Here is a 12,530-nt window from a genome sequence, read left to right as displayed (position 1 = left end):
CCTGGTTATTGTCGGCCGGCCGCGCGGGCTCAGCCGGTCTTGCTCAGGCCGCCGACGAAATCGGCGACGGCCGCGATGACCGTGTCGGGTTGATCCTTGTGCGGCGCATGGCCGCAAGCGGGGATCTCGAGCAGGCGCGTCTGCGGCGCCAGCCGGCGGATGCCGCGGATCTGCTCGAGCGTCCCGTATTCGTCGTCCACGCCTTGCAGCGCCAGCAGCGGGCAGCGGATGCGCGGCAGGTAGTCGCGGATATCCCAGGCGCGGAACGCCGGATCCAGCCAGATGTCGTTCCAGCCCCAGAATGCCGAGCCGGGGTCGGCGTGATAGCGCGCCAGCCGGGCCGGCAGATCGGTTTCCAGGTAGGCGCGGCGCGCCTGCCGGATGCTGGCGATGGCGACGTCCTCCACCATGATGTGCGGCGCCGCCGCCACCACGCCGGCTATCGCCTCGGGGTGCATGGCGGCGTACAGCAGCGCGATCGAGGCGCCGTCGCTGTGGCCATACAGCACCGGGCGGTCGCGCGCGGCGTCGACGCCCAGCGTGCGCAGCAGCGCGGGCAGCACATCGCGCGCCTGGTCGTGCATGAAGTGCACCGGCCATTGCTCGTCCGGCGGCCGCGGCGTCGACCGTCCGTAGCCATAGCGGGAATACACCAGGCCGCGGCAGCCCGCCGCGTCGCAGGCGCGCTCCGGCCAGTCCTTCCACATGCTGGCCGAGCCCAGGCCTTCATGCAGGAAGACCAGCAATGGGGCGTCGCGCCGCGCCGGCGCGATCCAGCGATACTCCAGGCGCAGGTCGCGGCCCAGGGCGCGCAGTCCGGCCCAGGCCGTGGCGTCGGCGGCCACCGTCCCGCTCACAGCGCCGCCTCTTCCAGCTGCCGCAGGCGGAACCGCTGGATCTTGCCGGTGGCGGTCTTGGGCAGCTCTTCGGTGAAGTCGATCTGGCGCGGGTACTTGAACGGGGCCAGGTGCTGCTTGACGTACTGCTGCAGCGCCGCCCCGGTGTCGGCATCGGGCTGGAAGCCGGGGCGCAGCACCACGTAGGCCTTGGTCTTGACCAGTCCTTCGTGGTCGGGCACGCCGATGACGGCGGCCTCCAGCACGGCTTCGTGCTGGATCAGCACGTTCTCGACCTCCACCGGCGACACGTACTGGCCGCTCACTTTGATCATGTCGTCGCTGCGGCCCGCGTAGGTGTAGTAGCCGTCCGCGTCGCACAGGTACTTGTCGCCGCTCTTGAGCCATTCGCCCTGGAAACACTGGCGGGTCTTGTCGCGGTTGTTCCAGTACATCAGCGCGGTGCTGGGGCCCTTGATGTAGAGATCGCCGATCACGTTGGGCGGCACCGGGCGGCCGTCCTCGTCGCGCAACTGGACCTCGTAGCCGGGCACCGGCTTGCCGGTGGTCCCGTAGCGCAGCTGGCCCGGCTGGTTCGAGATGAAGATGTGCAGCATCTCGGTCGAGCCGATGCCGTCCAGGATCTCGCAGCCGAACTGGCGCGTGAAGCGTTCGCCGATGTCGCGCGGCAGGGCCTCGCCGGCCGACGTGCAGACGCGCAGCGCGACCTGCTCGCGCGCCGGCAGGTCGGGACTGGCCAGCATGCTGGCATACAGCGTGGGCACGCCATAGAACACGGTCGGCTGGTGCTCGACCAGCCGCTTGAATACCGCCTGGGGGGTGGGGCGCTCGCTCATCACCACCACCGTCGCGCCCACCGACAACGGGAAGCTCAGCCCGTTGCCCAGGCCATAGGCGAAGAACAGCTTGGCCGCCGAGAACACCACGTCGTCCTCGCGGATGCCCAGCACCGGCTTGGCGTACAGCTCCACCGTGTGCCACAGGTTGCCGTGGGTGTGCACCACGCCCTTGGGCTTGCCAGTGGAGCCGGACGAATACAGCCAGAAGGCGATCTCGTCGGCCAGCGTGCGCACCGCCGGCATCAGCGGCGCCGCCGCCAGCAGGGCTTCGAATTCGCGCGCCTGGGGCGGCAGCGGGCCGGCCGGCTGAGCGACCAGCAGATGTTCGATCTCGTGCGGAGCCTTGGCCAGCGCGGTCTGCAGCGTGCCCAGCAGCGCGCCGGACACGAACGCGGCGCGGGCGCGGCAATGGCCGGCGATATAGGCGTAGTCGTCCGGGGTCAGCAGAGTATTGACGGCGACCGGCACCACGCCGGCATGCAGCGCGCCCAGGAACGCCACGGGCCAGTCGACGCTGTCGTGCATCAGCAGCAGCACGCGTTCTTCGCGGCGCAGGCCTAGCGCGCGCAACGCCCCGGCGCAACGCGCGACCCGCTCAGCCAGTTCGCCGTAGGTGATGCGGCGGGTGTCGTCGACATAGGCCGTCTTGGCGGCGCGCGGCGCATTCAGCGCGGCCAGGTGGCTGGCGAAGTTCAGCTCGGTGGGGCAGGGGTTCATGGTCTCTCTCCGATGGTCGGCTGTCGTCGTCGCGCGGTCACGCCAGCGCCTGCAGGCGCTGGGGCGCGCCCTGGATGGCGGCGCGGCGGTGGTACAAGGCCAGCGCGCGCAGGCCGCCCAGCTCTTCGCCGCCGCCGGCGCGGCCCGGACCCCCATGCAGCGCCTGCGGCATCACATTGCCGTGGCCGGTATGCGTGCGGGCAGCCTCGGGGCTGACCAGGTGCACGCGGCCGTGGCTGTCGGCCAGTTCCAGCGCGCTGCGCGCCAGGAATGCCGTGTCGTCGCTGTAGACCGACGCCACCAGCGAACCCTGCCCGCGCCGCGCCAGCTCGTAGGCGTGGCCGGCGTCGCGATAGGGCATCAGGGTGGCGAGCGGGCCGAACACCTCGCGGTCGTGCGCCAGCGGATGCGCATCGGGATCCGGCGCGCCCAGCAGCCAGGGCGCCACGCAGGCGGAGATCGCCGGGTCGGCATCCAGCAACTGCACGCGGCCGCCGTCGAACAGCACCTCGCTGCCCGCGCGCAGGGCCTGGATGCCGGCCTGCACGTCGTCGTGCTGCGCGCGGCTGACCAGCGAGCCCATGCGCACCGCGGGGTTGCGCGGGTCGCCGACCGCGATGTCCGCCAGCGCCGCCGCGATGGCCTCGGCCGCACGCGCGTAGGCCGCGCGCGGCACCAGGATGCGGCGGATGGCCGTGCATTTCTGGCCCGATTTCACGGTGATCTCGCGCACCGCTTCGCGCACCAGCGCGTCGAACGCCGCGCCGCCCTCGGCCGCGTCCGGGCCCAGCAGCGCGCAGTTCAGGCTGTCGGTCTCGGCGTTCATGCGCACGCCGTCGCGCGCTACGCGCGGATGGGCGCGCAGCAGGGCGGCCGTGTCCGACGAGCCGGTGAAGGACAGCACGTCGCCCGGGGCCAGCGCGTCGAGCAGGCCGGCCGAGCTGCCGCATACCAGCGTCAGCGCGCCGGCCGGCAGGACGCCGGCGGCCAGTACGTCGGCCACCATCGCATGGGCCAGCCAGGCGGTCGCGGTGGCCGGCTTGACCACGATGGGCACGCCCGACAGCAGCGCCGGGCCGGCTTTCTCCCACAGGCCCCAGGACGGAAAATTGAAGGCGTTGATCAGCAGCGCCAGGCCGCGCACCGGCACCGCGATGTGCTGCACCTGGTAGGCGCCGTCGCGCGCCAGCGTGTCGGCCGGGCCGTCGGCGCGGAAGCCCCGCTCGGCCAGGCCGGCGCCCAGTTTGGCGTAATACGACAGGGTATAGATGCCGCCCTCGATGTCGACCGCGGAATCCTGTTTCACGGTGCCCGAATTGCGCAGCGCGATGTCGTAGTACTTGTCGCGGTTGGCCTGCAGCACCTCCGCCACTCGTCCCAGCAGCGCCGCCCGCTCGGCGTAAGACAGGGCGCGCAGCGCCGCGCCGCCGGTGCGGCGGGCCCAGTCGCAGGCGGCGGGCAAGTCCAGTCCGGTGTTGTCGACCGCGGCCAGCGCGGCGCCCGACAGCGGGTCGCGCAATACCGCGCCGTCGCCCTGGCCGGCCTGCCACTGGCCCGCCACGTAGTTGTGCAGTCGCTCCATATCGCTATGCCCGCGTGAATTCGATGGCGCCGCCCGGCAGCAGGTACAGCACCAGGGCGCGGCCGCCGCTGACGGTGGGGCGGTGCGCGCTGCCCGGGCCGTAGACCAGCCAGCCGGCGGGATGGCCGTCGAAGCGCGCCGCCTCGTCCAGCGGCATGATCAGGTCGATCTCGCCGTGCGGATGGGCATGGTGCGGGCCGGCGAGGCTCGGCATCTCCACCACGTCGACCGAAAAGCCCGCCAGTTCGTCGTCGGCCGCCAAGGCGCGGCCGTAGCGGATGCCGCCGCCTTCCCGGCCGCACAGCCAGCCCTCGGCCACGCCCTGCCGACAGGCGGCGAACACCTCGCGGTACTGCTGGCTGGCGGCGCCCATGTCGCGATTGAGCCGTTCCTGCAGCGCCTGGTCCAGCGGCAGGCCGGCGATGGGGGCGGTGATGCTGCGCATCAATTGATGGAATGACGCCGGAGGTTTCATGCTTGTCTCGTCCTTTACACTGTCGGCGCACTGGTCGCGGCGCATGCAATCAATTGCTTTTTTATGAGGTTTTGCGCGCACCAGTGGTTGGTTTGAAGAAAAATAGTGCTTCACACCACCGCAGTCAAGCACTATAGTGCATAAAACGCTGAAAATGAGGGTTTCCTCGGAGTCGATCGCATGATCCAAGCGCTAGACAAGGAATCATCGGAGCCGCGCCGCGAACCATTCCTGGTGGCGCTGGGCGAGCGCGTGCGGCGCCTGCGCGCGATACGCGGCATGACGCGCAAGAGCCTGTCCCAGGCCACCGGCGTGTCCGAGCGCCATCTGGCGAACCTGGAGCACGGCGTGGGCAACGCCTCCATCCTGGTGCTGCTGCAGATCGCCAAGGCCTTCAACTGCGCCCTGGCGGAACTGGTCGGCGACGTCACCACCGAATCGCCCGACTGGCTGTTGATCCGCGAATTGCTCAGCGGCCGCACCGAGTCCGACCTGCAGCGCGCCCGCGAGGCGCTGACGCAGCTGTTCGGGGTCGGCGGCGGGGCGCAGCGCCCCAACCGGTTCCAGCGCGTGGCGCTCATCGGGCTGCGCGGCGCCGGCAAGTCCACGCTGGGGCAGATGCTGGCCGACGACCTGGGCTATCCGTTTGTCGAGCTCAACCGCGAGATCGAACGGGTGGCCGGCTGCAGCATCCTCGAGATCCACAACCTGTACGGGCCCAATGCCTACCGGCGCTACGAGCGCCGCGCCCTCGAAGAGGCGGTGCAGATCTACCCCGAGATGGTGCTGGCCACGCCGGGCGGGCTGGTGTCCGAACCGGCCACGCTGAACCTGCTGTTGGCCCATTGCTACACGGTATGGCTGCGCGCCATGCCCGACGAGCATATGGCGCGGGTCATGGCGCAGGGGGATTTCCGCCCCATGTCGGGCAACAACGAAGCCATGGCCGACCTCAAGCGCATCCTGGCCGGACGCGAGGCGTTCTACGCCAAGGCCGACCTGACCTGGGTGACCAGCAACCTGAGCCTGCAGGAAAGCTTCGGGGGGCTGCGGGCGCAGGTTCGCAAGGCTTGCGGGTTGCCGTTGTAGCAAGCGGAGCTTGTCTGTCGGGCTGGTTGGCTGGTCGGGTGTTGGTGTTCTATTGGCGTCGCCGGCGGGCGGCGGGGCGGGCGGGGCTTCACGGCGCCGTCCGGGCGCCCCGCGCGCCCGGAATCGCTACGCTCGCCTCGTCCGGCCCCTTCGGGCCTCCCTACGGCATCCGCTCGCTCGGCCCCGAGGCGCCCCGCCCGCCCCGCCGCCCGCCGGCGACTGGCAGTGGACACATGGCAAGCGCCGCGGGGCAGGCAGGGGTTCTTGCGCTTCGTTGCTACGGGGGAGGAAAAGAGGAGCGTCTTGCGGGGCCGCGCGCCCAGGCCGCCCTGCGCGGCCTGGGCGCGCATTGGGTTGTGGTGCCGTATGGATTGATTGAAACTGCATTTTTGTGCATCTGGTGCTTGACGGGCTTTTTTTTCTGCACTAATCTGCACTTTAATTCATCTAATGCAGTATTGTTCATACGCCAGGAGACGCATCATGAGCAGCCCCGCCACCCGCGTGGACTTCCAGACGGAGCCGGCCCGGTATCGGCACTGGAAATTGAAATTCGATGGCGCCATCGCCACGCTGGCGATGGATGTGGCCGAGGACGGGGGGCTGCGGCCGGGGTACAAGCTGAAGCTCAATTCGTACGACCTGGGGGTGGATATCGAGCTGCACGATGCCCTGCAGCGCATCCGCTTCGAGCATCCCGAGGTGCGTACGGTCGTCGTTACCAGCATGAAGGACCGCATCTTCTGCTCGGGCGCGAACATTTTCATGCTGGGCTTGTCGTCGCACGCCTGGAAGGTGAACTTCTGCAAGTTCACCAACGAGACGCGCAATGGCATCGAGGATTCCAGCCGATACGGCGGGCTCAAGTTCATCGCCGCGCTCAATGGCGCGTGCGCCGGCGGCGGCTATGAACTGGCGCTGGCCTGCGACGAGATCGTGCTGGTCGACGACCGCTCGTCGGCCGTGGCCCTGCCGGAAGTCCCGCTGCTGGGCGTGCTGCCGGGCACCGGCGGGCTCACGCGGGTCACCGACAAGCGCAAGGTGCGGCACGACCATGCCGACATCTTCTGCACCCTGGTGGAAGGGGTGCGCGGACAGCGCGCCAAGGACTGGCGGCTGGTGGGCCAGGTGGTCAAGCCGGCCCAGTTCGAGGCGGCGGTGCGCGCGCGTGCCGAAGAACTGGCCGCCGGCAGCGACCGGCCGGCGCAGGCGCGCGGCGTGACGTTGACGCCGCTGGAGCGCCGCATCGAGGAAGACCGCCTGTCCTATCGCTACGTGGAGGTGGTGTTCGACCGCGACAAGCGGCTGGCCACCTGGACGGTGCGGGCGCCGCAAGCGCCGGTGGAGCAGGAGCTGGACGCCATCGTCGCGGCCGGCGCGGCCTGGTGGCCGCTGCAGATGGCGCGCGAGCTGGATGACGCGATCCTGAGCCTGCGCACCAACGAGCCCGACCTGGGCACCTGGGTCTTCAAGACCGAGGGCGACATCCAGGCCGTGCTGGCGGCCGACGCGGCCCTGCAGCAGCACGGCGACCACTGGTTCGTGCGCGAGACGGCCGGCATGTTGCGCCGCACTCTGGCGCGGCTGGACGTGACCTCGCGCTCGATCTTCGCGCTGATCGAGCCGGGCTCCTGCTTCGCCGGCACCCTGTTCGAGCTGGCCCTGGCGGCCGACCGCATCTACATGCTCGACGACGAGGATGCCGACAGCCCGGCGCAGATCGTGGTGGGCGAACGCAATTTCGGCGCCTATCCGCTGGTCAGCGGGCAGAGCCGCCTGCAGCGGCGCTTTTACGAAGAGACGCTGCCGCTGGAGGCGGTCCGCGCGGCCGCCGGGCAACTGCTGCCGGCCGCGCGCGCGCTCGAGCTGGGCCTGGTCACTTTCGCGCCCGACAGCATCGACTGGGACGATGAAGTGCGCCTGGCGCTCGAAGAGCGGCGCGCCCTGTCGCCGGACGCGCTGACCGGCCTGGAAGCGAACTTGCGCTTCGGCGGGCGCGAAACCATGGAGACGCGCATTTTCGGCCGCCTGACCGCCTGGCAGAACTGGATCTTCAACCGTCCCAACGCCGCCGGCGAAAAGGGCGCGCTGAAACTCTACGGCAAGGGCGAGCAGGCCGCCTTCGACTGGAACCGTGTGTAGGTGTCAGGCGCCCGAGGCGCCTGACACCTGGCAGAAAGTCCGGCATTGAGCAGGCGCCAGGCTCCAAAGATGCCTGGCACCCCCCCAGACGAATCGGCATTGAGCAGGTGTCAGGCTCCGAAGGTGCCTGACACCTCCCCAGGAAAAACGGTATCCCCCCAATTCACCCGGCGACGGCCCGCATGCCGTCCACCAAGGAGAGAGCAGACATGTCCGGCATCAACTACACCGAGAAGATCCCCAACAACGTCAACCTGTCCGGCGACCGCGCGCTGCAGCGCGCGCTGGAGCACTGGCAGCCCAATTACCTGCAATGGTGGCAGGACATGGGCCCCGACGGCTCGCACGGCTTCGACGTCTACCTGCGCACGGCGGTCAGCGTGGAGCCCGACGGCTGGGCCCATTTCGACCACGTGAAGATGCCCGACTACCGCTGGGGCATCTTCCTGGCGCCGCAGGACGGCCAGCGCAAGATCCATTTCGGCGAGAACCTGGGCCGCGACGTCTGGCAGGACGTGCCGGGCGAGCATCGCGCCAACCTGCGGCGCATCATCGTCACCCAGGGCGATACCGAGCCGGCCTCGATCGAGCAGCAGCGCCACCTGGGGATGACCGCGCCGTCGCAGTACGACCTGCGCAACCTGTTCCAGATCAATGTCGAGGAAGGCCGCCACCTGTGGGCCATGGTGTACCTGCTGCACCGCTATTTCGGCCGCGACGGCCGCGAAGAGGCCGACGCGCTGCTCGAGCGCAGCTCGGGCGATGCGGACAACCCGCGCATCCTGGGCGCCTTCAACGAGAAGACGCCGGACTGGCTGGCCTTCTACATGTTCACCTATTTCACCGACCGCGACGGCAAGTTCCAGCTGTGCGCGCTGGCCGAGTCCGGGTTCGATCCGCTGGCGCGCACCACCAAGTTCATGCTCACCGAGGAAGCGCACCACATGTTCGTGGGCGAATCGGGCGTGTCGCGCATCATCCAGCGCACCTGCGAGGTCATGAAGCAGCTCAAGACCGACGATCCGGCCACGGTGCGCGCCGCCGGCGTGATCGACCTGCCGACCATCCAGCGCTACCTGAACTTCCACTACAGCGTGACCATCGACCTGTTCGGCGCCGACCAGTCGTCCAATGCCGCCATTTTCTACAGCTCCGGCCTGAAGGGGCGCTACGAGGAAGGCAAGCGCAACGACGACCACCAGCTCAAGAACGACACCTATCGCGTGCTGACCGTCGAGGGCGGCAAGCTGCGCGAGATCGAGGTGCCGATGCTCAACGCCCTGAACGAAGTGCTGCGCGATGATTTCATCCGCGATTCCATGGCGGGCGTCGGGCGCTGGAACAAGGTCATCGAGAAAAGCGGCCTGCCGTTCCGCCTGTCGGTGCCGCACAAGGCCTTCAACCGCCAGATCGGCACCCTGGCCGGCATTCGCGTGGCGCCCGAAGGCGAGGTGCTGAGCGAGTCCCAATGGCTGGCCAACCGGGACAAGTGGCTGCCCACCGAAGAAGACCGCGCTTTCGTCGCCTCGCTGATGGGCCGCGTGGTCGAGCCGGGCAAGTTCGCCAACTGGATCGCGCCGCCGGTCATGGGCGTGAACCGCCAGCCGGTGAACTTCGAGTACGTGCGCTTCAACTAGGAACAGGAGCCCGGCAATGAACGCGCCCTTGCCGCCCGAAGTGCTCAAGCAGCACCTGATCGACCCGGAAATCTGCATTCGCTGCAATACCTGCGAGGAAACCTGCCCGATCGACGCCATCACGCACGACGGCACCAATTACGTGGTCGATCCGGACATCTGCAACGGCTGCATGGCCTGCGTGCCGCCGTGTCCCACCGGGTCGATCGACAACTGGCGGCTGGTGCTGCGGTCGGAGGCCTACAGCGTGCAGGAGCAATTCGGCTGGGACGAGCTGCCGGGCGAGAAACCGTTGCCGGGGAACCTGGCCGAGGGCGCGCCGGCCGACGCCCCGGCCGGCGCATCCCCGCCGGCCGCCGTGGCAGCGGCGCCGGCCGCGCCCGCGCCGTCGCTGCCAGGCGCCAGCGTGCCGCCGTGGTCGGCCGCGCATCCGTATGTGAACCTGTATACCCACAAGGCGCCGGCCAGCGCGACCGTGGTGGGCAACTACCGGGTCACCGACGAGGATACCGGCAGCGATATCCACCACATCGTGCTGGATTTCGGCAACGTGCCGTTTCCCGTGCTGGAGGGCCAGTCCATCGGCATCCTGCCGCCCGGCACCGATGCCCAGGGCCGGCCGCACCATGCGCGCCAATACTCGCTGGCCAGTCCGCGCGACGGCGAGCGGGCCGGCTACAACAACCTGTCGCTGACGGTGAAGCGCGTCACCGAGGACCACCAGGGCCGGCCGGCGCGCGGCGTGTGCTCCAACTATCTGTGCGACCTGGCCAAGAACGATACCGTCCAGGTGATCGGCCCGTTCGGCAATACCTTCCTGATGCCCAACCACGCCGGCGCCAATCTGATGATGATCTGCACCGGCACCGGCTCGGCGCCGATGCGGGCCATGACCGAGCGCTACCGGCGCCGCATCGCGCGCGGCACCAACGGCCGGCTGATGCTGTTCTTCGGCGCGCGCACCCAGCGCGAGCTGCCTTATTTCGGGCCGCTGATGAAACTGCCGCGCGACTTCATCGACATCAACCTGGCGCTGTCGCGCGAAGCGTCGCAGCCCAGGCGCTATGTGCAGGACATGATCCGCGAGCGCGCCGCCGATGTGCTGGCGCTGCTGGCCGACGCCAACACCTGCATTTATGTGTGCGGCCTGAAGGGGATGGAAACCGGGGTGCTGGAAGCGCTGCGCGATGTCGTCGTGCAAGCCGGGCAGGATTGGTCTATCCTGCATGATGCGCTGCGCCGCGAGGGGCGGCTGCACTTCGAAACCTACTAGCCGGCGTCGCCGCCACGCGCGCCGGCGCCAGCCGACACCACGATCACCGGCGTGCCAGGCACGCCGGTTGTCATTCGAGAAGCCGAAATGAAGTTCGCCGAATTCAAAGAAGGCATGCTGATCAAGGCCGGGCCGGTCACCGTGACCGAGGCCGAGATCCTGCATTTCGCCCGCCAGTACGACCCGCAATGGTTCCACACCGATGTCGAGCGCGCCGCGCAAGGGCGCTGGGGCGGCCTGATCGCCAGCGGCTGGCATACCTGCGCGCTGGCCATGCGCATGGCGGTCGAGGCCGCGCTGCACGATTCCGAATCGTTCGGCTCGCCGGGGCTGGGGGAAGTGCGCTGGCGCGTGCCGGTCAGGCCGGGCGACGCATTGCGCCTGGAGGCGCGGGTGCAGGCGGTACGCCGCTCCACCTCGCGGGCGGACCTCGGCATCATCTCCTGGAACTGGATCGTCCTGAACCAGCACGACGAAGCCGTGCTCGAGCTGGACGCCACCAGCCTGTTCGACCTGGGCGGCGGCAACTGACGGGCTGCCCGGTCGCTTACAGGTGTCAGGCTCCGCAGGTGCCTGACACCCTTGTGTGCCCAGACTGTCTCAGCCGTACGGCGTCAGGCGCCCTGGCGGGAGCCTGACACCTGGCTCGACCTGGGCAGCGCGCCGCGGCTTAGCAGAACGCCTGGATGCCCGTCTGCGCGCGGCCCAGGATCAACGCGTGCACGTCGTGCGTGCCCTCGTAGGTGTTGACCACTTCCAGGTTCACCAGGTGGCGCGCCACGCCGAACTCGTCGGAAATGCCGTTGCCGCCCAGCATGTCGCGGGCCAGGCGGGCGATGTCCAGCGCCTTGCCGCACGAATTGCGCTTCATGATGGACGTGATTTCCACCGCGGCCGTGCCTTCGTCCTTCATGCGGCCCAGGCGCAGGCAGCCCTGCAGGCCCAGGGTGATCTCGGTCTGCATGTCGGCCAGCTTCTTCTGGATGAGCTGGTTGGCGGCCAGCGGACGGCCGAATTGCTTGCGGTCCAGCGTGTACTGGCGGGCCGTGTGCCAGCAGGCCTCGGCCGCGCCCAGGGCGCCCCAGGCGATGCCATAGCGCGCCGAGTTCAGGCAGGTGAAGGGGCCGCGCAGGCCGGACACTTCCGGCAGCATCTGCTCGGCCGACACTTCGACCTCGTCCATGACGATCTCGCCGGTGATCGAGGCGCGCAGGCCCACCTTGCCGTGGATGGCCGGGGCCGACAGGCCCTTCATGCCCTTTTCCAGGATGAAGCCGCGGATCTTGCCGTCGTAGTCGCCGCCCACGCACTTGGCCCACACCACGAACACGTCGGCGATCGGCGAGTTGGTGATCCACATCTTGTTGCCCGACAGCTTGTAGCCGCTGCCGGTCTGCACGGCGCGGGTTTCCATGCCGTTGGGGTCGGAGCCGTGGTTGGGCTCGGTCAGGCCGAAGCAGCCGATCCATTCGCCGCTGGCCAGCTTGGGCAGGTATTTCTGTTTCTGGGCTTCGCTGCCGAATTCATTGATGGGAACCATCACCAGCGAGGACTGCACGCTCATCATCGAGCGATAGCCGGAGTCGATGCGCTCGACCTCGCGGGCGATCAGGCCATAGCTGACGTAGTTCAGCCCGGCGCCGCCGTATTCGGTGGGAATGGTGGCGCCCAGCAGGCCCAGCTCGCCCATCTCGGCGAAGATCTTCGGGTCGGTCTGCTCGTTGCGGAAAGCATTGAGCACGCGCGGCGCCAGCTTGTCCTGCGCGTAGGCCGCGGCGGCGTCGCGCACCATGCGCTCTTCGTCGGTGAGCTGCTGGTCGAGCAGCAGCGGGTCTTGCCAGTGGAAGGAGGGGTTCGAGGACATGTGGATCTCCGTGCGTATGTCTGGGATGCGGGGTGCGATGCGGCGCCGGCGCCGG

The 12,530-nt window shown here is 69.0% G+C and carries 10 protein-coding genes; 5 read left to right on the top strand and 5 right to left on the bottom strand.

Annotated features, from left to right (window positions below; all coding sequences use genetic code 11):
* Window positions 1-29: 29 nt before the first annotated feature.
* Genes CAL24_RS16855 through CAL24_RS16840 form a run of 4 tightly spaced genes read right to left on the bottom strand, consistent with a single transcriptional unit; the run spans window position 30 to window position 4,470 of the window.
* Window positions 30-845 (bottom strand): alpha/beta fold hydrolase, encoded by an 816-nt coding sequence (locus CAL24_RS16855; RefSeq protein WP_432759298.1) that lies wholly within the window; start codon window positions 843-845, stop codon window positions 30-32.
* A gap of 8 nt (window positions 846-853) precedes the next feature.
* Window positions 854-2,413: a benzoate-CoA ligase family protein gene (locus CAL24_RS16850; RefSeq protein WP_094807322.1), complete on the bottom strand. Its 1,560-nt coding sequence runs from the start codon at window positions 2,411-2,413 to the stop codon at window positions 854-856.
* A 37-nt stretch (window positions 2,414-2,450) separates the two neighbouring features.
* Entirely contained in the window at window positions 2,451-3,995 is a 1,545-nt protein-coding gene (locus CAL24_RS16845) for a 3,4-dehydroadipyl-CoA semialdehyde dehydrogenase (protein WP_028353171.1), read from the bottom strand.
* Window positions 3,996-3,999: 4 nt separating this feature from the next.
* Window positions 4,000-4,470 (bottom strand): DUF4863 family protein, encoded by a 471-nt coding sequence (locus tag CAL24_RS16840; protein ID WP_028353172.1) that lies wholly within the window; start codon window positions 4,468-4,470, stop codon window positions 4,000-4,002.
* Between the two features lie 180 nt (window positions 4,471-4,650).
* Here CAL24_RS16840 and CAL24_RS16835 point away from each other — a divergent pair, with 180 nt between their 5' ends.
* The 5 genes from CAL24_RS16835 to CAL24_RS16815 all read left to right on the top strand — a co-directional run bounded on the left by CAL24_RS16835 (window position 4,651) and on the right by CAL24_RS16815 (window position 11,142).
* Window positions 4,651-5,559 (top strand): helix-turn-helix transcriptional regulator, encoded by a 909-nt coding sequence (locus tag CAL24_RS16835; RefSeq protein ID WP_094807321.1) that lies wholly within the window; start codon window positions 4,651-4,653, stop codon window positions 5,557-5,559.
* Window positions 5,560-6,042: 483 nt separating this feature from the next.
* On the top strand, window positions 6,043-7,701 hold the full coding sequence (gene boxC / locus CAL24_RS16830) for a 2,3-epoxybenzoyl-CoA dihydrolase (RefSeq protein WP_094807320.1): 1,659 nt from the start codon (window positions 6,043-6,045) through the stop codon (window positions 7,699-7,701).
* Window positions 7,702-7,910: 209 nt separating this feature from the next.
* The gene (gene boxB, locus CAL24_RS16825; RefSeq protein WP_028353175.1) at window positions 7,911-9,338 is read left to right on the top strand and encodes a benzoyl-CoA 2,3-epoxidase subunit BoxB; all 1,428 of its coding nucleotides are present in this window, start codon (window positions 7,911-7,913) and stop codon (window positions 9,336-9,338) included.
* Window positions 9,339-9,354: 16 nt separating this feature from the next.
* On the top strand, window positions 9,355-10,611 hold the full coding sequence (gene boxA / locus CAL24_RS16820; protein WP_094807319.1) for a benzoyl-CoA 2,3-epoxidase subunit BoxA: 1,257 nt from the start codon (window positions 9,355-9,357) through the stop codon (window positions 10,609-10,611).
* Window positions 10,612-10,698: 87 nt separating this feature from the next.
* Window positions 10,699-11,142 carry a MaoC family dehydratase gene (locus tag CAL24_RS16815; RefSeq protein WP_028353177.1) on the top strand — a complete coding sequence of 148 codons (444 nt, stop codon included), beginning with the start codon at window positions 10,699-10,701 and terminating at the stop codon, window positions 11,140-11,142.
* Between the two features lie 139 nt (window positions 11,143-11,281).
* On the opposite strand, the gene CAL24_RS16810 is transcribed toward CAL24_RS16815, so the two are convergent.
* Window positions 11,282-12,475: an acyl-CoA dehydrogenase gene (locus CAL24_RS16810; RefSeq protein WP_028353178.1), complete on the bottom strand. Its 1,194-nt coding sequence runs from the start codon at window positions 12,473-12,475 to the stop codon at window positions 11,282-11,284.
* Window positions 12,476-12,530: the final 55 nt, after the last annotated feature.

Origin of the sequence: Bordetella genomosp. 2, assembly GCF_002261345.1 — a bacterium.
Taxonomy (GTDB): Bacteria; Pseudomonadota; Gammaproteobacteria; order Burkholderiales; family Burkholderiaceae_B; genus Bordetella_A.
The sequence above is the reverse complement of the archived record's forward strand: the minus strand, read 5'-3'. Positions and strand labels throughout refer to the sequence as shown.